Annotated in this window: 19 protein-coding genes; 16 read left to right on the forward strand and 3 right to left on the reverse strand. The window is 62.2% G+C overall.

Translation table 11 applies throughout. The features are described from left to right. Positions 1-81 precede the first annotated feature (81 nt). Together K7431_RS03485 and K7431_RS03490 are read left to right on the forward strand one after the other, a co-directional pair. Positions 82-1,149: a phosphotransferase family protein gene (locus K7431_RS03485; RefSeq protein ID WP_012724646.1), complete on the forward strand. Its 1,068-nt coding sequence runs from the start codon at positions 82-84 to the stop codon at positions 1,147-1,149. 22 nt (positions 1,150-1,171) lie between these two features. Beyond that, the gene (locus K7431_RS03490; protein ID WP_010210056.1) at positions 1,172-1,939 is read left to right on the forward strand and encodes an SDR family oxidoreductase; all 768 of its coding nucleotides are present in this window, start codon (positions 1,172-1,174) and stop codon (positions 1,937-1,939) included. On the opposite strand, the gene K7431_RS03495 is transcribed toward K7431_RS03490, so the two are convergent. Then, positions 1,940-2,383: a carboxymuconolactone decarboxylase family protein gene (locus K7431_RS03495; RefSeq protein ID WP_012724647.1), complete on the reverse strand. Its 444-nt coding sequence runs from the start codon at positions 2,381-2,383 to the stop codon at positions 1,940-1,942. Between the two features lie 155 nt (positions 2,384-2,538). On the opposite strand from K7431_RS03495, the gene pdxR reads away from it, so the two are divergent. From pdxR to K7431_RS03510, 3 genes are all read left to right on the forward strand, one after another. Further along, a complete protein-coding gene (gene pdxR, locus K7431_RS03500; protein WP_012724648.1) occupies positions 2,539-3,972 on the forward strand; it encodes a MocR-like pyridoxine biosynthesis transcription factor PdxR in 1,434 nt (477 codons plus the stop codon). 85 nt (positions 3,973-4,057) lie between these two features. Continuing rightward, entirely contained in the window at positions 4,058-4,339 is a 282-nt protein-coding gene (locus K7431_RS03505) for a putative quinol monooxygenase (RefSeq protein ID WP_012724649.1), read from the forward strand. A gap of 96 nt (positions 4,340-4,435) precedes the next feature. Continuing rightward, positions 4,436-4,837 carry a cupin domain-containing protein gene (locus K7431_RS03510; RefSeq protein ID WP_012724650.1) on the forward strand — a complete coding sequence of 134 codons (402 nt, stop codon included), beginning with the start codon at positions 4,436-4,438 and terminating at the stop codon, positions 4,835-4,837. 436 nt (positions 4,838-5,273) lie between these two features. Here the strand turns inward: K7431_RS03510 and K7431_RS03515 are convergent, their stop codons facing one another. Then, entirely contained in the window at positions 5,274-5,903 is a 630-nt protein-coding gene (locus K7431_RS03515; protein WP_012724651.1) for a DNA-3-methyladenine glycosylase I, read from the reverse strand. A gap of 217 nt (positions 5,904-6,120) precedes the next feature. Here K7431_RS03515 and K7431_RS03520 point away from each other — a divergent pair, with 217 nt between their 5' ends. The 4 genes from K7431_RS03520 to K7431_RS03535 all read left to right on the forward strand — a co-directional run bounded on the left by K7431_RS03520 (position 6,121) and on the right by K7431_RS03535 (position 10,168). Next, positions 6,121-7,446: a C4-dicarboxylate transporter DctA gene (locus tag K7431_RS03520; protein ID WP_173390405.1), complete on the forward strand. Its 1,326-nt coding sequence runs from the start codon at positions 6,121-6,123 to the stop codon at positions 7,444-7,446. Positions 7,447-7,607: 161 nt separating this feature from the next. Next, entirely contained in the window at positions 7,608-8,309 is a 702-nt protein-coding gene (locus tag K7431_RS03525) for a FadR/GntR family transcriptional regulator (RefSeq protein WP_012724653.1), read from the forward strand. Positions 8,310-8,326: 17 nt separating this feature from the next. Further along, a complete protein-coding gene (locus K7431_RS03530; protein WP_012724654.1) occupies positions 8,327-9,019 on the forward strand; it encodes a GntR family transcriptional regulator in 693 nt (230 codons plus the stop codon). Between the two features lie 102 nt (positions 9,020-9,121). Further along, positions 9,122-10,168 carry a hypothetical protein gene (locus tag K7431_RS03535; protein WP_012724655.1) on the forward strand — a complete coding sequence of 349 codons (1,047 nt, stop codon included), beginning with the start codon at positions 9,122-9,124 and terminating at the stop codon, positions 10,166-10,168. A 100-nt stretch (positions 10,169-10,268) separates the two neighbouring features. Here K7431_RS03535 and K7431_RS03540 read toward each other — a convergent pair whose 3' ends face one another. Further along, complete coding sequence (locus tag K7431_RS03540; RefSeq protein WP_012724656.1) at positions 10,269-15,128, reverse strand: NAD-glutamate dehydrogenase; 4,860 nt, start codon at positions 15,126-15,128, stop codon at positions 10,269-10,271. Positions 15,129-15,621: 493 nt separating this feature from the next. Here K7431_RS03540 and K7431_RS03545 point away from each other — a divergent pair, with 493 nt between their 5' ends. The 7 genes from K7431_RS03545 (at position 15,622) to K7431_RS03575 (ending at position 23,128) form a co-directional block, all read left to right on the forward strand. Continuing rightward, positions 15,622-15,975, forward strand: coding sequence for a hypothetical protein (locus K7431_RS03545; RefSeq protein ID WP_012724657.1), 354 nt, complete (start codon positions 15,622-15,624; stop codon positions 15,973-15,975). A gap of 310 nt (positions 15,976-16,285) precedes the next feature. Next, positions 16,286-17,245 (forward strand): AAA family ATPase, encoded by a 960-nt coding sequence (locus K7431_RS03550; protein ID WP_003174327.1) that lies wholly within the window; start codon positions 16,286-16,288, stop codon positions 17,243-17,245. Between the two features lie 5 nt (positions 17,246-17,250). Beyond that, positions 17,251-18,183, forward strand: a complete 933-nt coding sequence (locus K7431_RS03555; protein ID WP_043205451.1) for a DUF58 domain-containing protein — start codon at positions 17,251-17,253, stop codon at positions 18,181-18,183. Continuing rightward, positions 18,180-18,674: a DUF4381 domain-containing protein gene (locus K7431_RS03560; protein WP_012724659.1), complete on the forward strand. Its 495-nt coding sequence runs from the start codon at positions 18,180-18,182 to the stop codon at positions 18,672-18,674. The genes K7431_RS03555 and K7431_RS03560 overlap by 4 nt, the downstream gene beginning before the upstream one ends. Further along, a complete protein-coding gene (locus K7431_RS03565) occupies positions 18,667-19,755 on the forward strand; it encodes a vWA domain-containing protein (RefSeq protein ID WP_012724660.1) in 1,089 nt (362 codons plus the stop codon). The genes K7431_RS03560 and K7431_RS03565 overlap by 8 nt, the downstream gene beginning before the upstream one ends. Then, positions 19,752-21,491 carry a tetratricopeptide repeat protein gene (locus K7431_RS03570; protein ID WP_012724661.1) on the forward strand — a complete coding sequence of 580 codons (1,740 nt, stop codon included), beginning with the start codon at positions 19,752-19,754 and terminating at the stop codon, positions 21,489-21,491. Before K7431_RS03565 ends, K7431_RS03570 begins: the two co-directional genes overlap by 4 nt. Continuing rightward, positions 21,488-23,128, forward strand: coding sequence for a BatD family protein (locus K7431_RS03575; RefSeq protein ID WP_012724662.1), 1,641 nt, complete (start codon positions 21,488-21,490; stop codon positions 23,126-23,128). The genes K7431_RS03570 and K7431_RS03575 overlap by 4 nt, the downstream gene beginning before the upstream one ends. The last annotated feature ends 359 nt before the right edge of the window (positions 23,129-23,487 follow it).

Here is a 23,487-nt window from a genome sequence, read left to right on the forward strand (position 1 = left end):
CCCCGACCTTGTCGCTGGGCGGTGGTGCGCATTAGATTAGGAAATAGTCCGAGGCCTTTAGAATAAGCAGAAGGGATAAGCATGGCGCTGAACGACCAATCGACCCAGATTCGCCCAGGTGAAGAACTTGATGCCAGCCTGATCGATCCCTATCTCAAGGCCCATATCCCGGGCCTGAGCGGCACGCCCACGATCAGCCAGTTCCCCGGCGGCGCGTCCAACCTGACCTACCTGCTGGAATACCCGAGCCAGGAATTCGTGCTGCGCCGCCCGCCCTTTGGCCACAAGGCCAAGTCGGCCCACGACATGGGCCGCGAATACCGCATTCTCAACCAGCTCAAAGACGGCTTCCCCTATTGCCCCAAGGCCTACGTGCATTGCACCGACGAGTCGGTGATCGGTGCCGAGTTCTATGTGATGGAGCGGGTCAACGGCATCATCCTGCGCTCCGACCTGCCAGCCGAGCTGGGCCTGGACGCCGTCAAGACCGAGGCGCTGTGCAAAAGCTTCATCGATAAGTTCGTCGAACTGCACCAGGTGGACTACAGCGCCTGCGGCCTGGCCGACCTGGGTAAACCCGAGGGCTATGTGGCACGCCAGATCCGTGGCTGGAGCGATCGCTACGAAAAAGCCCTGACCCCCGACGCGCCACACTGGGAAGCCGTGCGCGCCTGGCTCAACGACAAGATGCCAGCCGATCACCCGACGTCGAGCATTGTGCACAACGACTACCGCTTCGATAACGTGATCCTCGACCCGCACAACCCAATGCAGATCATTGGCGTGCTGGACTGGGAGCTGACCACCCTCGGCGACCCGCTGATGGACCTGGGCAACACCCTCGCCTATTGGATCGAAGCGGCGGACCCCGCGCCGGTGCAGTTGATGCGCCGCCAGCCGAGCAACGCGCCCGGCATGCTCACTCGCCGTGAGTTCGTCGACTATTACGCCGAGCGCTCCGGCATCCAGATCGACAATTTCGACTTCTACTACACCTACGGCCTGTTCCGCCTGGCCGGCATCGTGCAGCAGATCTACTACCGCTTCTTCCATGGCCAGACCCAGGACAAACGCTTTGCGCAGTTCATTCAGATGAACAAACTGCTGGAGCAAATGAGCCTGAACGTCATCAGCAAATCCACGCTCTGATCGCCGACCACAAGGAACCCCCATGTCCAAGACCCACCTGTTCGACCTCGACGGCAAGATTGCTTTTGTCTCCGGCGCCAGCCGCGGCATCGGCGAAGCCATCGCCAAGTTGCTGGCCCAGCAAGGCGCCCATGTGATCGTTTCCAGCCGCAAACTGGAAGGCTGCCAACATGTGGCCGATGCGATCATCGCCGACGGCGGCAAGGCCACGGCCGTGGCCTGTCATATCGGCGAAATGGAGCAAATTACCCAAGTATTCGCCGGTATCCGTGAGCAGTTCGGCCGCCTGGATATCCTGGTCAACAACGCCGCGACCAACCCGCAGTTCTGCAATGTGCTGGACACTGATCTCGGTGCGTTCCAGAAGACCGTTGACGTGAACATCCGTGGCTACTTCTTCATGTCGGTGGAAGCCGGCAAGCTGATGCGTGAAAACGGTGGCGGCAGCATCATCAACGTCGCCTCGATCAACGGGATTTCGCCGGGTGTGTTCCAAGGCATTTACTCGGTGACCAAGGCCGCCGTTATCAACATGACCAAGGTGTTCGCCAAGGAATGCGCGGCGTTCGGCATTCGTTGCAACGCCCTGCTGCCTGGCCTGACCGACACCAAGTTCGCCTCGGCGCTGGTGAAGAACGACGCGATCCTGAAAATGGCCCTGGCGCAGATCCCTCTCAAGCGCGTGGCAGACCCGAGCGAGATGGCCGGCGCGGTGCTGTTCCTGGCCAGTGACGCGTCCAGCTACACCACGGGTGTGTCGCTGAATGTGGACGGCGGTTTCCTGTCCTGATCAAGCATTCGGCGGTTGCTGCCGGAAGCTCACCGCCAGGCGGTTCCAGCCACTGATGCTGGACACCGCCATGGTCAGGTCGACCAGTTCCTGCTCGCTGAACTCCAGCCGCACGGCGGCGAACAGTTCATCCGACACCGTTGAGGTCGGCAGCGTCGCCACCGACTCGCTCCAGGCCAATGCGGCCTTTTCCCGCGCCGTGAAAAACGGCGAATCACGCCACACGCACAACGCGAACAAGCGCCGCTCGGTTTCGCCGCGCTGACGTGCCGCCATCGAGTGCATGTCCGTGCAGAAACCACAGTGGTTGAGCTGCGAGACGCGAATCTTGATCAGCTCCAGCAAGGGGGCATCGATGGACAGACCAAACGTCGTCGCCTCCAGCATCAACATGCCCTTGAGCGCTTGCGGCGAGGCGGTGTAGTAATCCAGGCGGGGTTCCATGGGGCGGTTCTCTGGCGGCGAATGCAATCACAGTCCAGCCTAGGGGCCATGCGGCACAAGCCCTATAGCCAATCAGCCGGTTTATGCTGAGACCATTTTGAGCCTGTTACGCAGGCGCGTAATCTGGGCGCAGATTGAATGCCCCGGGATACCCCATGGAACTGCACGTTGTGATCAATGGCCGCAAGGATCTGGCCGAACAGCTCTACCAACAGCTGCGCGAAGCCATCGGTTCCGGGCGCCTGGCCGCCGGTGCGCAACTGCCGCCCAGCCGCTTGCTCGCCGAGCAACTGGGCGTGTCGCGCAAGACCGTGTCAGACACCTACGCCACCCTCACCTACGAAGGCCTGCTGGTCGGCAAGACCGGCCGTGGCACCTTCGTCAACGCCCGCGCCCCCCTGTCCGAACGCCTGCACACCTCCACCGACCTGGCCTGCACCGCCCGCCTGGCGAAGTGGCAATCGCTGCCCTCGCCCATGCGCCATCCCACCCGCGACAGCACGCTGCGCTATGAATTTATCGGCGGGGCCACCAGCCGCAACCAGTTCCCCCAGGATGAATGGCGGCGCTGTACCCAGGACGCACTGCGGCGTATTGCACAAAACAGCGGGTTCTACAGCCAACCCGAAGGCCTGCCCGCACTGCGCAGCGCAATCGCCGGGCATATCGCGTTCTCACGCGGGGTCAACTGCCGCGACAGCGACATCATCGTCACCAACGGCGCACAGCAGGCGCTGGACCTGATCGCCCGCGTGGTGCTGGAGCCGGGCAGCATGGTCGCCATGGAAGACCCCGGCTACAGCCCTGCGCGCCAGTTGTTCGTGGCGATGGGGGCGAATGTCGCCAGTGTGCCGGTGGATGCCGAGGGCATCCAGGTCGACCGGATACCCGATGGCACACGACTGATCTACGTGACGCCCTCCCACCAGTTCCCCCTCGGCATGCCGATGAGCATGCCACGCCGCGAAGCCCTGCTGGCAAGGGCCTTCGAGTTGGGCGCGATCATCATCGAGGACGACTACGACAGCGAATTCCGCTACGAAGGCCGGCCCACCGACTCCCTGCAAAGCATGGACACCCACGGTGTGGTGACCTATGTCGGCACCTTCTCGAAAACCCTGCTGCCCGAATTGCGCCTGGGCTACGCGGTGCTGCCACCGGCGATTTACGGCGCGGTGCTCAAGGCCAAGCAACTCACCGACCAGCACAGCTCGACGCTGCCGCAATGGGCCCTGGCCAAATTCATCAGCGAGGGCTACCTGCTCAAACATATCCGCCGCTGCCATACGGTCTACGCCGGGCGCCGTGAACGCATCCTGCAGCGCCTCGCGGGGGATTTGTCGCCGTGGTTCGAAGCGGTGCCTACCGTGGCCGGGTTCCACATGGCCGCGTTGTGCAAGGTGCCGGTGAATATCCCGCTGCTGATGGAACTGGCGCGCCGGGTGGAAGTGGGTGTGTACCCGCTGGAAGTATTCTTCCACGATGCGCCCGTACGTCCCGGCCTGATCATTGGCTTCGGCGCCATCGAGACCCTCGATATCGACCCGGCGCTGGACAAAGTCCGCGATATTCTCCAGCAGATTGGCTAGCGGATTTTCCGCCGGATTGGTCCTTGGTCCTGTCGCAACGAGGCCCTAGCCTGTGCACTGATACCTGACCTCGGAGACCATCGCCATGCCAGCCTGTGCCTGCAACACTGTCCATGTCCGCGCGGCGGCCGGGCGCTCAAGGGAATTGGGCGAGCGCCTGCAGCAGATAGCCAACGCCGTGCGCACCGCTCCCGGCTGCCTGGACTACGCCGTTCAGCGCGACCCGCAGGACCTCGACCTATGGACCGTCAGCGGCCGTTGGACCTGTGCCGACCAGTTGGTTGCACACTTCCGATTGCCGGCCCTGCAAGGGTTTATCGAACTGACCGGCGAGCACCTGGCGTGGCGCCTGGATTTCGACCATTGAGGCATTGGTCTCCTGGTCTTCGCCGGGATTGGTCATTGGTCACCCAGGCATCGCGGCGTAGGGTGAAGCGGTCTCGAACGATTCGGAAACTTCGCCATGAAACGACTGCTCGCTACCTCGCTGATGCTCGCCTCGCTCAGCGCCTTTGCCCACGAACCGGTGTACAACCAAGAGTCGATCAACGTGCTCCAAGAGCACGCCTTGCCCCATGTGCCCGGCAAGAAAACCATCATGCTCACCGTCGATTACGCCCCCGGCCAGGCCACCGTGCCCCACAGCCACACCGGCACCGCCGTGGCCTACGTACTCGAAGGCGCGATCACCTCGCGGGTGAATGACGAGAAGGCGAAAACCTACAAGGTCGGTGAATCGTTCTACGAACCGGCAGGTTCGCGGCACTTCGAATCGAGCAATGCCAGCCAGACCCAACCGGCCAAGTTGCTGGTGGTGATGGTGCTGGATGACAAGGCGGAAGTGCTTACCCCCCTACCAAAATAATGTATCTACACAACGCTGCAGCAACCACGCTAACCACGATGCGAAGCGAGCCGCTCTTGATCTTGATCTTGATCGTGCTTTTGATCTCAGGCGCCCCGTCAACCACGCTGGCCGGAATTCGATATTGATTTGGGGGGTAAACCGGCAGGGATGCCGGTTTAGCCGCCCCGCGCCATGGATGGCGCGTGGCGGCGGCCCCCCCAAATCAATGTCGGATTACGGGCACACCGAGCCTGGGCGAGGTGCCGAGTGGTGGGGCAAGAGCCCTTTGCTTACTTTGGAGCTTTTCCAAAGTGAGCCGCTGTAAAAGCGGAACCCATAGCAGCCGTTACCTAAATTACGGATATGTACTCGGTCTGATCCCACACCCAGGTCGGCTGACCCGCCGCTATCGCCGGCAGGCCAGCCCCAGGTTTCATCGCATAGGGCCAGTGAATCAGGGCCGTTCAAACTGGCGGCGCAGGTCTTCGATCCGTGACCGACAAGCGCACCCTTCCAGATGATCATTGACCATCCCCATCGCCTGCATCAACGCATACATCGTGGTCGGCCCCACAAACGTCCAACCCCGTTTCTTCAACGCTTTGGACAAACGCACCGAAGCCGGCGACGTGGGATTCCCCGTCCAATACGCCATGTCCACCACCGCCGGACGCTCTTCCTCACCAGGCTCGAACGCCCACAACCAGCGCGCCAGCGAACCGGTTTCATCCACCAACTCACACGCCCGGCGCGCATTGTTGATCGTGGAGAGGATCTTGGCCCGATTGCGCACGATGCCTGGGTCCTGCATCAGCCGCTCGATATCCGCGTCGCCATACTGCGCCACCCGGCGAAAATCAAACCCTTCGAACGCCACGCGGAACTGCTCGCGCTTGCGCAAAATGGTGATCCAGGCCATGCCGGCCTGGAAGCCTTCCAGGCAGATCTTCTCGTACAACTGGATATCATCCGCCACCGGCACGCCCCACTCCGCGTCGTGATAACGCGGGTATTCCGGCGCGGCCGTGCGCCAGGTGCAGTGGGCCTGCCCGGTTTCATCAAGGGTCAGTCCTAGTGTGTCCATCCATCACCTCCTGTGCCGAGCGACGGATGATAAGCGAAAAAAATTCCACGTCGCCAACCGCTCAAGCATCGCCTTCGGCGACCAACTGGTCAGACCGCGAACCGTCAACCGATGAATAATGACTTGTTATTTCAAAAATACCTGGCCTAGACTGGCGACGCACTGGACTTACCGGTATGACCACAACAATTAAGCCCTGGAACCACCAGGGCACCGAATAGAGATCCCTCCCATGCTCAGATGGTGCTCGCGTTCGATTTTCCTGCAAGTCGTGATTGGCCTGATGCTAGGCGTAGTCTGCGGCTTGGCCCTTCCCGAATTTTCCTCGCAACTCAAACCCTTGGGTGACGGCTTTATCAAGCTGATCAAAATGCTCATCGGCCTGATCGTATTCTGCGTGGTGGTCAGCGGCATTTCCGGTGCCGGCGACTTGAAGAAAGTCGGCCGAATCGGCCTCAAGTCGGTGATCTACTTTGAAGTATTGACCACCGTCGCGCTGGTGATCGGCCTGGTCATGGCCTTCAGCACCGGTATCGGCACCGGCGCCAATATCCATTTGGAGCAGCTGTCGTCCGCTGGCCTCAATGAACTGGCCGACAAGGGCCAGCATATCCGCGGCACCAGCCAATTCCTGATGGACCTGATCCCCAACTCAGTGATCGGCGCCTTTGCCGACAACAACGTGCTGCAAGTGCTGCTGTTTTCAGTGCTGTTCGGCAGTGCGTTGAACCTTGTGGGCGAAGCGGCCTCAGGCATCTCGCGGCTGATCAATGAGCTGAGCCATGTGATCTTCCGCATCATGGGCATGATCGTGCGCCTGGCGCCCATCGGTGTGTTTGGTGCGATCGCCTTCACCACCAGCACCTACGGGCTGGACTCCCTGCAACACCTGGGCAGCCTGGTGGGCCTGTTCTACCTGACGTGCTTTGCCTTCGTCGGGCTGATCCTTGGCCTGGTGATGCGCCTGTCCGGCCTGCGCATGTTGCCGCTGCTCAAATACCTGCGTGAAGAACTGCTGATCGTGATGGGCACCGCCTCCTCCGACGCCGTGCTGCCACAGATCATGCGCAAGCTTGAGCACCTGGGTATCGGCAGCTCCACCGTGGGCCTGGTGATTCCGACGGGCTATTCGTTCAACCTCGACGGTTTCTCGATCTACCTGACCCTGGCCATCGTCTTCATCGCCAACGCTACCGGCACGCCGCTGTCGATGACCGATCTGATGACGATCCTGCTGGTGTCGCTGATCACGTCCAAGGGCGCCCACGGAATCCCCGGTTCAGCGCTGGTGATTCTGGCAGCGACCCTCACCGCCATCCCGGCAATTCCGGTGGTGGGCCTGGTGCTGGTACTGGCGGTGGATTGGTTCATGGGCATCGGTCGCGCATTGACCAACCTGATCGGCAACTGCGTGGCGACCGTGGCCATTGCGCGCTGGGAGAAAGACATCGATATCCAGCGTGCCAACAAGGTGCTGGACGGCCAGCAAGGTTATGCCTTCCAGGCCAAGAAGCCGGTGTTGCCGGCGCATCAGGAATTCTAATGAGCACCGCCGGCTAAAGGTGGGAGGGGGCTTGCTCCCGATAGCGGTGGATCAGCCTGCACACCCGGCGACTGACACACCGCCATCGCTGGCAAGCCAGCTCCCACAGTAGATCTTCGTTGGATTCACCACCGTATGTGCAACATCAAGGAGCCATCGACGTGATCAGCACCTCAACCGTCGTCAATTCAGTGGTAGAAAAACTCCGTGCCGCCTTGGCGCGTGGCCAGTGGCGCCGTGGGGAAATGCTGCCCGGCCAGCGTGAACTGGCCGAACAAATGGGTATCAGCCGCCCCAGCCTGCGCGAAGCGGTGATCGTGCTGGAGACCCTCGGCCTGGTGCGCTCCATGCCGGGCAAAGGCGTGGTGGTGTTGGAAACCAGTGTCAGCGAACCGCAATCCAGCGATGCGGTGGCCGACGCCAGCCTGGAAGACATCCTGCAACTGCGCTACACCCTCGAACCGTTCATTGTCGGCCTGGTGGCCCAGTCCATCAGCAGCAAGGAGGTCGGCCAACTGCGCCTGACCCTGATGGACATGCGCGAAGCCCTCGACGCCGGCGATGCCGAAGCCGGGATGAACGCCTACATCGGCTTCCACGAAGAGCTGTTCGCCCTCACCTCCAATCCGATTTTCCAGAACGTGGTGCAACAAACCAGCAATGCCCTCAAGCAAAGCGCCCAGGTGCTGCGCAACTCCCCCGAGCACCTGGCTGAGCGCCTGCAGGAGAATGAAGCGGTGGTGCGTGCCATCCGCAATAAGAACAGCGCCTTGGCCAGTGCCGAGATGCGTCGGCATATCCTCCAGGAAGGCCTGCGCATGGGTATTCGCCTGAACATCCCGGATGACCATCTGGGCAGTTGATTTTTTGGAGACAGGCCATGACCGCCCACGCCCTGCAATACGACCCTATCCTCCCTGCCCTGCGCCTGGTCGCCGGTAAAAAACCGTCGGTGGACGACATCTACCCACGGCTGTTCGACGCCATCCTCGAGCAACGCATCGTCCCGTCCAGCCGCTTTACCGAAGAAGGCCTGGGCGAGACCTTCGGTGTGAGCCGCAGCGTGATTCGCCGCGTGTTGGCCAAGCTCTCCCTGCAGCGCGTGATCATCCTGCGTCCCAACCAACGGGCCGAGGTCGCGGTACCGGACAGACAACAAGCGCAGCAGATCCTGGAAGCCCGGCGGTTGACAGAAATGACCGTGGTGCAACTGGCCTGCGCCAACGCCACCCCGGAACACCTGCGCCAGTTGCGCGAACTCATCCTGCGGGAACAGGAAAGCCTTGCACGCGACCAACACGCGGCAGCTATTCGCCTGTCCGGCGAGTTTCATCTGCGGTTGGCGGTCATCGCAGGCAACAAGCCCTTGGAGCAGTTCCTCAACAGCCTGGTGCCGTTAACCTCATTGATGATTGCGCACTGTGAGACGCAGTCGCGCAACGGGTGTGCATGGCAAGAACACCTGGCCATTGTCGACGCTCTGGCGTGCAATGACATTGCTCACGCGCAGGCGCTGATGGCCCGGCATTTGAAGCACCTGGAGCATCACTTGGCACATCACTTGCGGCATTGATCCGGTCGGCCATGACGGATGATAGATATGTAGCGACAGTGAGGAACTGCGTTTCCATAACCTGAATTCGCACAATTTCAGTGCTTATTACAGGTATAGATCATGTCCGCCGAATCAACTGTCAGGTCCGCACTGTTCAATGTGCTGTCCCAACTGAATGCTCAAAAAGAGACCTTGTCACTCCCGATGACAACAGCCCTGGATGAGCTGAACCAAAGTGCGGCGCGGGCCGGAATGAAAATGTTCTGGCTCAATAACACCGAAGAGGCCGAGCATTTTCTGACCATAGCCTCGGCCGCCCAGTTTCCTGAGTGTCAGTTCAGCATGGCCACGTGTAACGTTTACCGAGACGGCATCTGGCACAGCGAGCACGGAAAACTGTCTTCTTACGCCAGTGAAGAAACCAAGAAATGGCTGAAACTCGCCGCAGCGCAGAACTACATTCCGGCACTTATACAGTTGGGGGATACCGAGTCGCTGGAAACAGCCAAGACACTGGTGAGCACGTTCCCGGCGTATAAAGAGCCAGAAGGTATGTACTACCAGTACCTCATCACCGATGACGTCAGCTGGCTGGAAAAATCCGCCGCCGCCGGCTTTAGCCTGGCCCAGTTCAAACTCGCCGAACAGTATCAACGCCACCCGAAATTGATTGCTAACGACGCACTGCGCCTGGCGCGAATCGAAGAGCTGTATCAAGAATCTGCCGACGCAGGCCTGCCATTGGCGCTGTACGCACGGGTCTTCTTTGGGGACTCCACCGCCAGCATGGCGGAAAAGCGCACTCGCCTTGCCCGGCTGGCCGACTTGGGCCACGTGGAGGCGATGATGGAATATGGGCATGCACTCGCTAACATGCCATTGCGCGAGCGTCCCGCACCGGACGAGGACGGTAGCGAACCGCCTTTTACAAACCCATACGGGTTGGAAAAAAACCTCCCCCTCGCCTACGCCCTGTTGAAGCACGTCCAAAAAAGCATGCCGGCCCCTATCCCACCAAGGCTTCCAGCGGACATCCATAAGATCGAAATGCGCATGAACCTGGAAGATCACGAACAGGCAAAACTGGCGTTGGCCGCCGTTGAAAGCAACACGCCACAGCTGTTCGTTCGCCTGGAGGAGTTGATCATTCCGGGCACCGCGAAATAGCGATCCCCTGGCGTATTGACCGATTGATCTTGCGCCCAATAAAAATCCCCGAACCTTTCGATTCGGGGATGTTTTCAAGCGCTAACGTTCAGTCACATTGTTACAGCACCGACTGACCGCTCAACGCCAGGTCCAGCAGCTCACGGTTGGCCACCGCATACATGGCGTAGTCCGTGCCGACCGCAGCACGGATCTCCACCATCATCGCGACCCAACGATCGGCCATGTCCTTGTGCTGCTCAAGCCACAGGGCCACGCGGGCTTCCATGTCTTCTGGCGCGTCGGCCATTTGCAGGACGGAGATGGTAATCGCGCGTTGCTGCCAGTCCACATCATCGCGGAACGCTTCGCGGGCCTGGGCCTGCCAGTTGTTGGCCACCGGCAGATCGCTGATCTGCTGCAGGTACCACGGCAGGTCCAGGGCGCTGCCGACGGCGAAGTAGGCCTTGGCCACTTCGGCGGCGTCGTGCCCGGTGACGTCGGCGGCTTCGATGATCGGCAGCAAGGTGTACAGGTGGGTAGTGCCTGCAACCATGCGCGCCAACAGCTCAGGCACGCCCGCTTCGGTGTAGGCCTGGTAGCGGTTCTGCCAACCTTCGCGGGTCGGGCCTTCCAGCAGTTCGTCGAGCTTGAGGCCCAACGCGGCCAGGTGCGGACCGAAGTGCGCGGTGTCACGGCCAGCGTCCTGCTCGTTGCGACGGCTGCGCAGGAACCAGCGCGTAGCGCGGCGGCCCAGGCGCATCAGTTCGTCCATCAACTGCAATTGCACGTCAGCGGAGACCTGGTGGTCCAGCGCTTCGATCTGACGGAACCAGTGCGGGAGATGGAAGATGTCACGCACGATCACATAAGCGCCCGCCACGTTCGCCGGGCTCATGCCGGTCGACTCTTTGAGTCGTTGAACGAAGGTGATGCCCATGTGGTTGACCAGGTCGTTGGCGATCTGGGTGCTGACGATCTCGCGCTTGAGGCGGTGACGACGCATGGCCTCGGAGAACTTGGCCACCAGGCTCGGTGGGAACGCGGTCTCCATGTCACGGGTCAGGTACTCGTCATCCGGCACCAGCGACTTGAGCAGCGCTTCCTTGAGGTCGATCTTGCTGTACGAGATCAGCACCGACAGCTCCGGACGGGTCAGGCCCTTGCCGTTCGCGGCGCGCTCCACAAGCTGCTCCTCGGTCGGCAGGTACTCGATGGCGCGGTCCAGCTTGCCACGGCCTTCCAGGTCGCTCATCAGGCGCTTGTACTCGGCGGCACGCTCGTAGGCACGGCGCGCTGCCAGGGACAGGGCCTGGGTCTGCTTGTAGTTGTTGCCCAACACCAGGTGGCCGACTTCGTCGGTCATGCTCGCCAGCAACTGGTTGCGCTGCTTGTCGGTCATGTCACCGGCCTGCACCACTTCGTTGAGCAGGATCTTGATGTTCACTTCGTGGTCGGAGCAGTCCACGCCACCGGCGTTGTCGATGAAGTCGGTGTTGGAACCGCCGCCATTGAGGCCGAACTCCACACGACCCAGCTGGGTCATGCCCAGGTTACCGCCCTCGCCCACCACCTTGCAGCGCAGCTCGTTACCGTTCACGCGCAGCGCATCGTTGGCCTTGTCGCCGACATCGGCGTGGCTTTCGGTGCTGGCCTTGACGTAGGTACCGATACCGCCGTTCCACAACAGGTCCACCGGCGCCTTGAGCAAGGCGTTCAGCAGTTCGGTCGGGGTCAGCTTGTCGGCCGAGATGTCGAAGCGTTCTTTCATCTGTGGCGAGATGGCAATGCTCTTCGCGCTGCGCGAGAAGATACCGCCGCCTTCGGACATGATGCTGGTGTCGTAGTCGGTCCAGGCCGAACGCGGCAGCTCGAACATGCGCTGACGCTCGACGAAGCTGGTCGCCGGGTTCGGGTTTGGATCGATGAATATATGCAAGTGGTTGAAGGCCGCGACCAGTTGCAGCTTGTCGGACATCAACAGGCCGTTACCGAACACGTCGCCGGCCATGTCGCCGACGCCCACGACCGTGATGCTGTCTTCCTGCACATTGATGCCGCGCTCACGGAAGTGACGCTGCACACCGACCCACGCGCCTTTGGCGGTGATGCCCATTTTCTTGTGGTCGTAACCGGCGGAACCACCGGAAGCGAACGCATCACCCAGCCAGAAGCCGTAGTCGATGGCGATACCGTTGGCGATGTCGGAAAAGGTTGCCGTGCCTTTGTCCGCTGCCACGACCAGGTACGGGTCATCGCCGTCATGACGCACGACGTTGGCCGGCGGCACCAGGGCGCCGTCCTTCAGGTTGTCGGTGATGTCCAACAGCCCGGAAATGAAGATGCGGTAGCAGGCGATGCCCTCGGCCGCGATCTCGTCCCGGCTGCCGCCCAATGGCAGGCGACGCGGCAGGAAGCCGCCCTTCGCGCCCACAGGCACGATCACCGAGTTCTTCACTTGCTGGGCTTTTACCAGGCCAAGCACTTCGGTGCGGAAGTCTTCTTCACGGTCGGACCAACGCAGGCCGCCGCGCGCGACGTTGCCAAAGCGCAGGTGCACGCCTTCGACGCGTGGCGAGTACACGAAGATTTCAAACTTCGGCACTGGCTTAGGCAGCTCAGGAATCGCGTGCGGGTTGAACTTGAAGCTGAAGTACGACTTGTTCTGGCCGTTGGCGTCGGTTTGGTAGAAGTTGGTGCGCAGGGTGGCCTTGATCAGGTCCAGGTAGCGACGCAGGATGCGGTCTTCGTTGAGCACCTGAACATCGTCCAGGGCGGTGAGGATCGCTTGCTCCAGGCGTTGCTGCTTGTCTTCCAGGTCTTCGGCGGTGAGCTTGCGCGCCAGATAGAAGCGGGTCTTGAACAACCGGGTCAACTCGCGGGCGATGTCGGTGTGGTTGTTCAGGGTGCTGGCGATGTAACCCAGGTCGAAGCCCAGGCGGATCTGCTTCAGGTAACGGGCGTAGGCACGCAGCAGCGCGACGTCGCGCCATGGCAGGCCGGCGGTGAGTACCAGGCGGTTGAACGCATCGTTCTCGGCGTCGCCATGCACGATGTGCACGAACGCGTCTTGCAGGGTGTCGTTAAGCTGCTGGATATCCAGGTTCACGCCTTCGGCGGCAATGAACGCAAAATCATGGATCCAGAACTCACGACCATTGGCGTGACGCAGGCGGTACGGGAATTCGCCCAGCACGCGCAGGCCGAGGTTTTCCAGGATCGGCAACACGTCGGACAGCGCCAGCGGGGTGTCCGCATGGTAGAGCTTGCAATGCAGCTCGCGCTGGCCGGAAACCTGGCCCAGCGGCTGGTAGAAGCTCATGACCAGCGGGTTGGCTTCGGTCAGGCTGAGCAAATGCTGCATGTCGACCACAGCCGAATGCGCGGCAAAACGCTCGCGGTAGCCCGCCGGGAAGCCTTTCGGGAAGTCGGCCAGCACGTTGGTGCCGTGCGCTTCGCCAAAGCTTTCCACGACCAGGTTGGAGTAGTCGTCCTGCCAGCTGCGGCAGGCCTGCACCACTTCTTTTTCCAGTTGCAGCGGGTCGATGTCCAGGCGGTTCTTCGGGTCTACCCGCAGAATCAGCTGCACACGGGCCAGCACGGATTCGGAGAAGAAGGTCCAGAATTCGCAGTCCGAGGCCTTCAGGCGATCCATCAGCACTTGCTGGATCTTCTGGCGCACTTCGGTGGAATAGATGTCGCGCGGCACGTAGGCCAGGCAGTAGCAGAAACGACCGTACGGGTCTTTGCGCAGGAACACGCGGATCTTGTTGCGCTCCTGGATCTGCACGATCGACATCACGGTGCTGAACAGCTCGTCGACCGGGGTCTGGAACAGGTCGTCACGCGGCAGCACTTCCACGACCTGAGCCAGTTCCTTACCCAGGTGAGCCTTGGGTTGGAAGCCGGAACGGCGTTCGATTTCCGCGACCTTGCGACGGATATACGGAATGACCCGCACGCTTTCGCCATACACCGACGAGGTGTACAGGCCCATGAAACGGTGTTCCTTGATGACCTTGCCGTCGGCGCTGATCTCACGGATCGACACGTAGTCCGGATACGCCGGACGGTGTACACGGCTTGGGTGCGCGGCCTTGGCGAACGACAGCACGGTCGGCTCACGCAGGTAGGCCACGGCGTAGTCTTCGATGCGCAGGTCGTCGGCGGTGAGACCGGCGCGCAGCAGCTTGGTCAGACCGAGGAAGGAATCGGCGTCATATTCGATATGACCGCCATCCGCCTCGTCACGTACCACGAATTCTTCATAGCCGAGGAAGGTGAAGTGGTTGCCCACCAGCCATTCCAGGAAGTTCTTGATCTCGGCTTTTTCTTCGCCGTCGATGCTGAACGGGCTGGCGTCAATACCGGCCAGCAGGTCCTGGACCTTGGCTTTCATCGGTTCGAAGTCGGCCACGGCCACGCGCACTTCGCCCAGTACCTGCTCAAGCTCTTTGCTCAGCACGTTCAGTTCGGCGGCATTGGCGCAACGGTCGATTTCCAGGTACATCAGCGATTCTTGCTGGACACCGTCGCCCTGGGTGCCTTTGGGCAGGATTTCCAGCAACTCGCCCTTGGCGCCACGGCGTACGCTGAGCACGGTGGTCTGCAGGGTGTGGATGCTGTAGCCACGGCGGTTCAGCTCGGTACGTACCGAGTCCACCAGGAATGGCAGGTCATGGTGCAGCACTTCGACCGCGGTGTGGGTCGACTGCCAGCCATGACGTTCGTAATCGGGGTTGTAGACCCGCACTTGCGGTTGGGTGTGGTCAAAGCGCTCAAGCAGGCGCCAGGCAGACAGGGTGCAACCGGCCAGGTCGGAAAGGCGACGCTGGGTCAGTTCGTCCAGGGAAATAATGCCGAAGAATTGCTCAGCGAACAGCGCCACTTGTGGCAGTGCCTGTTCACTGATGTGCTGCGCCAGTGCCGCTTGCAGTTGATGCTGGAAGTCGGCCTTGCTGGCTGCGGTGAAGAACGCCATCTGTGGTACTCCGCTTGGGCTTGTTATTGATGGAAGCGTCGCGTGTTATCCCCTTGCGGGGAGACCGTCAGCTCTGTTCGCTGGTAACGATGATAAACACCATAAACGAATCAGGGTGACAGGTGGGTGAAGCTGGACAAGACAGTCAGGTCACATACAACTTCCACTGGAGGTACACCTTGCCAGGCGACGGTACGACGGGCAGGTCAGACTCCCGGCACAGGGCACATCCGTTGCGCAGCTTAACGAGTGTAGGAAGCCCGCTGCTTGCGGTGCTGCGACATATTCGGTCATCGGTAAGCAGGGTTGGGGTTGCGACTTGGGCAACCCGGATTTCAGGGCACTAAAACCAGCTATTTTCCTGGCCCCGAGTACCGAAAATGACTGGTATTGACTGTCAGGTCATGCACGAGGTCTGACACAGGATGCAGCACAAAATTCGCTGCAATGGCACAATTGCCCGCATCACGCCCTACCCCAGACAGGATTCCCCATGCTGCAGCTGAAAACCGACGCCCTTATGGTTACACCGTGCGACGAAGAAGAAGACAACATGGCCATGCTCTGCTGTCACGGTAAAGGCGGCGAGATGTTCATGCTGACCCGCTACCCGGATGAAGACGAAGTGGAGCTGACCTGGGATTACGAGCCGTCGACCCTGGATGGGCTGAAGGTCACGCTGAGTGATACCACCCTGCTGATCGAATTGGCTGCCGGGGATGCCGATGCCCTGGGTGGCAAGGACCAATTGCAGATCACCCACGCCACGGCCGCCTCCGACCTGACCGAGGTGGAGCAAACCCTGCAAAACATCCTCAACGGCACCGGCACCCTAACCCGGATTTAAATCACTTTGTAGTGAGCGGGCTTGCCCCGCGCTGGGTGGCGAAGCCGCCCCAAATCCAGGCGCTTCACATTCACCTGACACACCGTGGCGGTCCCACTGGGGTGGCTTCGCCACCCAGCGCGGGGCAAGCCCGCTCACTACACACCCAGTCCAGCCCTCATTCCTAGCGGACACACAAATTTCCTACAAGTTTTGCCAAAAATACCCGTCACGCCGTTAGTCGCCACACCCCTCCATGCATTAAAGTAAGCCTCCCTAGCCCGGCGTTTGCTCTCGATCACCGGGCTCATCTTTCCAGGAACCGTCATCGATGGAACATCGTGAAGCGCTGCTTGCGCTGCGAACCTTTCTTTCTACGCAGATTCTCGGCCAGGAAAAACTCATCGATCGCCTGCTGATCGCGCTGCTCGCCGACGGCCATATGCTGGTGGAAGGCGCACCGGGCCTGGCCAAGACCAAGGCCATCAAAGAGTTGGCTGAAGGCATCGAAGCGCAGTTCCATCGTATCCAGTTCACCCCCGACCTGTTGCCAGCCGACATCACCGGCACCGAGATCTATCGCCCGGAAACCGGCAGCTTCGTGTTCCAACAGGGGCCGATCTTCCACAACCTTGTGCTGGCGGACGAAATCAACCGCGCGCCGGCCAAGGTGCAGTCGGCACTGCTGGAAGCCATGGCCGAGCGCCAGGTCAGCGTCGGGCGCAGCACCTACGACTTGTCGCCGCTGTTCCTGGTGATGGCCACGCAAAACCCCATCGAGCAGGAAGGCACCTACCCGCTGCCCGAAGCCCAGCTCGACCGCTTCCTGATGCACGTAAAAATCGGTTTCCCGGACGCCGCCGTCGAGCGGCGCATCCTGCAACAGGCCCGTGGCGAAGCGCTCAACGGCGAAACCAAGCCTGAGCGCCGCGTCAGCCAGCAAGCGATCTTCGCCGCGCGCAAGGAAATCCTCGGCCTGTACATGGCTGATGCGGTGGAGGAGTACCTGGTGCAACTGGTCATGGCCACCCGTACCCCGGCCAAGTTCGACCCGGAAATGGCCGAGTGGATCGCCTACGGCGCCAGCCCACGCGGCTCCATCGCCCTCGACCGCTGTGCCCGCGCCCATGCCTGGCTGGCCGGTCGCGACTTCGTCAGCCCGGAAGATATCCAGGCGGTGCTGTTCGACGTGCTGCGCCATCGCATCATTCTGTCGTTCGAAGCCGAAGCCGCGGGCATTGACCAGGACCGTGTGGTGCAACGTATTCTCGACGTCGTTGCCGTCGCTTGAACCCCATGAATGCCAGCGACGGGATCCGCGTCACGCTCAGCGAATTGATCGAGATGCGCCACCGCGTGCGCGAAGTACAGCTGTTTTCCACGCCGAGCCAACGCAGCCCGCTGATCGGCCTGCACCACTCCAAGCTGCGCGGACGCGGGGTGGACTTCGACCAGGTGCGCGTGTACCAGGCCGGCGACGATGTGCGCACCATCGACTGGCGCGTGACGGCGCGGACCCAGGAGCCGCACACCAAGCTGTTCCATGAAGAGCGCGAGCGGCCGATTTTTATCATGGTCGAGCAAAGCTGCCGGCTGTTTTTCGGCTCGGGGCAGATGTTCAAGTCGGTGCTGGCGGCCCAAGCGGCCAGCCTGATTGGTTGGGCGGCGCTGGAGCACAACGACCGGGTCGGTGGCCTGGTGTTTGGCGACAGCGAGCACTACGAAATCAAGCCCCGGCGCAGCAAGCAGAGCCTGCTGCAATTGCTCAATCGCCTGGTGCGAGTGAACCAGAGCCTGAACACCGAAAGCCGCCCCGAAGCCGACGCCTTGGGCATGGCCCTGCGCCGTGGCCGCGAAGTGTTGCGCCCCGGCAGCCTGGTGATCGTGATCTGCGATGAACGCGCACTCACCGAAGGTGCCGAGCAGCAATTGAGCCTGTTGTCACGGCATTGCGACCTGCTGCTGTTGCCGATCTCCGATCCGCTGGACCACGCCCTGCCCGCTGCCGGGCTGCTGCGCTTTGCCGAACGCGGCGCCCAGCTGGAACTGGACACACTGAACTACGATTTGCGGCAGGCCTACAAAGCCCAGGCCGAAGGGCGCATCGCCCGCTGGGAACTGCTTGCACAGAAACTGCGAATCCTGCTGATGCCGTTAAGTACCCAAAGCGAAATGGTCGAGCAACTGCGCGAATACCTCAACCCGCAACGCCCGGTTAAAAAGCAATGAGCAGCCTCGACCAGCTGCAACCGCTGATCGCGCCGCCGGCCATCGGTTTCTGGCCGCCTGCGCCGGGTTGGTGGCTGTTGCTGCTGGTGATTCCATTGCTCGGCTGGGGGCTGTGGTCACTGCGCCGCTTCCTGCCCGCACGGCGCCCCATCGCCCGCGCCGAACAACCGCTGGACCCGCTGCGCATCGCCGCCCTGGCGGAACTGGCGCTGATGCCCAAACCCTACGATGGCGCCCCCGCCGGGGCCTGGCTGCAGCAACTCAACGGGCTGCTCAAGCGCCTGTGCCGCAATGACTACCCCTACAGCCAAAGCCATACGTTAAATGGTCGCAAATGGCTGGCGTTCCTGGATAACCGCTGCCCGGCCGCGGGCCTGACGCGCTGGATGGTGCTGGTAGAAGGCGCCTACAAACCCGAATGCAAACTCGACGACAAGGCCATCGCCGGCCTGACCCAAGCGGTCGACACCTGGATCCGCAAACATGTTTGAGTTCGCCTGGCCGTGGGTCTTCGTCCTGTTGCCATTGCCCTGGTTGATGCGCCTGGTGCTGCCGACAGCCGACAGCGGCGAGCCCGCCTTGAAAGTCAGCTACCTCAGCGACCTCGAAGGCCTGGCCCGTCGCCGCGCCCGTGTCAACCTGCCCGGCTGGCGCCAGCAAGCGCCGTTCGTGGTGTTGTGGTTGCTGCTGCTGACCGCCGCCGCGCGCCCGGAATGGCTGGGCGAGCCGTTGCCGATCGCCGCCAGTGGCCGCGACCTGCTGGTGGCGGTGGACGTGTCCGGCTCCATGGATTTCCCCGACATGAATTGGCAGGGCGAAGACGTAAGTCGCTTGAGCCTGGTCAAACACCTGCTCGGCGATTTCCTTGAAGGTCGCGAAGGGGATCGCGTCGGCCTGATTCTGTTCGGCAGCCAGGCCTACCTGCAAGCGCCGCTGACCTTCGACCGCCGCACCGTGCGTACCTGGCTGGATGAAGCGCGGATCGGCATTGCCGGTAAAAACACCGCGATCGGCGATGCCATTGGCCTGGCCCTGAAACGCCTGCGCCAGCGTCCGGCGCAGAGCCGCGTGCTGATCCTGGTCACCGACGGCGCCAACAATGCCGGGCAGATCGACCCGCTGACCGCCGCGCGCCTGGCCGCCGAAGAAGGCGTAAAAATCTACCCGATCGGCATCGGCGCCGACCCGGAACAAACCGGTTCCCTGGGTATCCTCGGCGTCAACCCGAGCCTGGACCTCGACGAACCGGCGCTCAAAGCCATCGCCGAGGCCACCGGTGGCCAGTATTTCCGTGCCCGTGATGGCGAAGAATTGCAGGCCATCAAGGCAACCCTCGACACCCTCGAACCCGTCGAGCAACAGCCCACCCAGGCACGCCCGGCGCTGGCGCTGTACAGCGCGCCGCTGGCCCTGGCGTTGGTACTGAGCATGCTGCTGGTGATTCAAGAACGCTGGCCGAACAACGCCTTGCAACGGTTGTTCAACAAATGGTCGAGCAAGGGGATTTTCCTGCAACAACACCCGGAATGGCGCCAACGCCTTAAACGCCTGCGCTTGCGGAGGCGTCGATGATCGACCTCTGGCCGCACTGGTTCCGCCCCTGGTGGCTGTTGCTCCTGCCGTTGCTCGGCTGGTTGCTGTGGCAACTGTGGCACCGGCAAAAGCGCGCCGGGCGCTGGCAGGTGATCCTGCCCCCGGCCTTCCACGCTGTGTTACTCAGTGGTGGCAACGGCCGTGAGAGCAAATCGCCCTGGGTGGTGCTCGGCATTGCCTGGCTATTGGCGGTGCTGGCGTTGCTCGGCCCCAGCTGGCAAAGAGTCGAGCAGTCCAGCCAGAAGCCGTCCGACCCGTTGGTGGTGCTGCTGGAACTGACCCCGGAAATGCTCGCCACCGACAGCCCGCCGAACCGCTTGGAGCAGGCGCGGCGCAAGCTGTACGACCTGTTGCAGGCGCGCACCGATGCGCAAACCGCCATCGTCGTGTACGCCGGCAGCGCCCACACCCTGGTGCCGTTATCGGATGACCTCGGCACCAGCCGCAACTTGCTGGAAGCCTTGCGCCCGTCGATCATGCCCGAGCCCGGCCACCGTGCCGACCTGGCTGTCGAGAAAGCCCTGGGCCTGCTCAAGCAAGGTGGCCTCGGCCAGGGTCGCCTGCTGCTGATTGGTTCCTCGCTGTCCAAACAGGAACGCCAGGGCATCCGCCTGCTGCTGCAAAGCGGCCAGGCGCCGGCCCTGTCGATCCTCGGCATCGGCAGCCGTGAAGGCACGCCGGTGACCCAGGAAAACGGTGAGTTTCTCAAGGACGAGCAAGGCGCAATCCTGGTGCCACGCCTCGACAGCCCCACCTTGAAGGCCTTCGCCAGTGAAATGAGCGGCCGCTACCGTGCTGCGCGCCTGGACGACAAGGACCTGCGCCAACTCGGCGTGCTGGACCCGCCGCAAGCCTTGCGCAACGACGGTCAACTGCTGCACCTGGACACCTGGGCTGACCAGGGTTACTGGCTGCTTCTGCCATTATTGCTGCTCGCCGCCTGCGCCGGGCGGCGTGGCTGGTTGTTCTGCCTGCCGCTGCTGCTGTTGAGCGCACCGCAACCCAGCTATGCCTTCGGCCTGCAGGATTTGTGGCTGCGTCCCGACCAGCAAGGCCAGTACCTGCTGAAGAAAAAACGCCCCGCCGAAGCCGCCGAGCATTTCGAAGACCCGCAGTGGCAAGGCGTAGCGCTGTACGAAGCCGGCAACTATGCCGAAGCCATCAAGCGTTTCGCCGAGGGCAATGACGCCTACTCCCACTACAATCGGGGTAATGCCCTGGCCAAGTCCGGTGAACTGGAAGCGGCGATCGACGCCTACGAGCAGGCCCTGGAAGCCCAGCCCGACCTTCAACCCGCGTTGAAAAACAAAGCGCTGGTGGAAACCCTGATGCAGGAACAGGCACAGCCGGAGCCAAGCAAACCTGCCGAAAACGAGGATGACGAAACCACCCAACCCGGCCAAACTGCGCAGCCGGGCGCCAGCGGGCAAAGCACCACGGGCGGCGAGCAGTCGTCCCAAGGCCAGGGTGAAGCCGGCACCGGTGACACCCAAACCGGCAATACGCCGCAAACCGCAGGCAATGAAGTACCGGGCAGCGAACTGGGCGACGAACACACCACCACCCCGCCGTTGCGCCCCACTGACGCCAGCCTCGACGGTGAACATCGCCAGGCCCTGGAGCAATGGCTGCAGCAGATCCCGGATAACCCCGGCGAACTGCTGCGCCGCAAATTCTGGTACGAACAGCAACAACATCAGGACAAGACGCGATGAGCCGCCGCACCACCCTACTGTTCCTGCTCGCCCTGTCGACAGGCCATGCCCAGGCGGCGAACCTGGTGGCCAGCGTCGACCGCAGCCGCGTCAATTCCGGAGAAACAGTGGAATTGACGGTGGAGTCCAGCGATGTCACGCAGTTCGGCAAGCCCGACCTGTCGCCGCTGGATGCGCAGTTCGAAGTCAGCGGCACCCGCCAGATCAACCAACTCACCACGTTGGACGGCGATAACCACGCCACCACGCGCTGGATCATCACCCTGCTGCCCAAGGAAAACGGCACGGTGGTCATCCCGCCCCTGCAAGTGGGCGAGTACAAGACCCAGCCGATCAGCCTGCAAGTGGTGGAAACCGCCAGCCAGAACACCGCCGCCGAACTGGCGCCGGTGTTCGTCGAGGCCAACCTCGACCAGTCCAGCGTCTACGTCCAGGCCCAGGCGCTGCTGACCGTGCGCGTGTACCACTCGGTGTCGCTGTATGACGACAGCAGCCTCACGCCCTTGCAGATTGCCGATGCACGCGTGGAGCAGTTGGGCGAGTCGCGCACCTACGAGAAGGTCATCAACAGCATCCGCCATGGCGTGATCGAAACCCGCTACGCGATCTACCCGCAGCACAGCGGCACCCTGGAGGTCCCCGCGCAGACGTTCAGCGCAACCCTGGTGGAATCGCGCCCGCCGCAGGAAAACACCCTGCAAGGCACCAAGCCCGGCAAGCTCATCCATGTCAGCTCTGCGCCGTCGCCGCTGACGGTCAAGCCCAAGCCCGCGCTGTATCCCGCCGATACGCCTTGGTTGCCGGCACGCAGCCTGACCCTGAGCGAAAACTGGAACCCGGAGCCTGAGCATGTGCAGGTCGGCGACTCCCTGACCCGTAGCCTCACGGTCAAGGCCGAAGGCCTGTCCAGCGCGCAATTGCCCGCCCTGCCCAGCACCGACATCAACGGCCTGCGCCGCTACCCGGACCAACCGGTGCTCGGCAACCAGACCAGTGACCGCGGCCTGATCGGCAGCCGCGAAGACCGCGAAGCGCTGGTGCCGACCCGCGCCGGCGCACTGGAATTGCCTGCCGTGGACCTGGTGTGGTGGAACACCCATGAAGACCACCTTGAGCGCACCAGCTTGCCGGCCCGCACGTTGCAGGTCGCCATCAACCCGAGCCTGGCCGTGGATACCCCCGCCACGCCGACCGTGATCACCGCCCCGGACGATGAACGCCTGTGGCTGTGGCAACTGAGCACATTGATCCTCGCCTGCACGACCCTGCTGGGTTTTGGCCTGTGGTGGCGCGCACGTCGGCAACCGGCCGTGCAACGCGCCGCGCAAACCGGCCCGAGCCCGCGCACCTTGCTCGACGACCTCAAGCGCGCCACCCAAGCCAACGACCCCCAGGCCACCCGCCAGGCCCTCGATGCCTGGGCGCGGCAACAGCCGGAAACCCTGGCGGACATGGCGGCGCGGTTCGTGCCGCTGTCGGATGCGCTTGATGGGTTGAATGGCGCGCTGTACAGCGAGAGCGGGCATTTCTGGCTGGGCGAAGACCTGTGGCGCGCGGTCAAGGCCATTCCGGTGGCTGAGCGTGAACTGGACCCGGCGACCGATACCACCAGTTTGCCGCCGCTGTATCCCAAATAGTCCACTCTAAAACGTCTTGTGTGGTGAGCCGGCCTGTTGTGGTGAGCGGGCTTGTTGGGGTGAGCTGGCTTACTGTGGTGAGCGGGCTTGCCCCGCGCTGGGCTGCGAAGCGGCCCCCATCCAGACGACTCAATCATTCAGCCAGACCTCATTGGCAGGTTTTGGGGCTGCTGCGCACCCCAGCGCGGGGCAAGCCCGCTCACCACAGTAAGCCCGCTCACCACAACAAGCCCTCTCACCACAGTAAGCCCGCTCCCCACAACAGCGCTGCGCAATCAATCTCTACGTTGCGTCTTGGATGGTTAAAAGGCCCCCTCCCACATTGAATCTGTGTCGCCTGGGGGCAGCATGGTCGCATT

Source organism: Pseudomonas fluorescens group sp. (assembly GCF_020093335.1).
Taxonomy (GTDB): domain Bacteria; phylum Pseudomonadota; class Gammaproteobacteria; order Pseudomonadales; family Pseudomonadaceae; genus Aquipseudomonas; species Aquipseudomonas petroselini.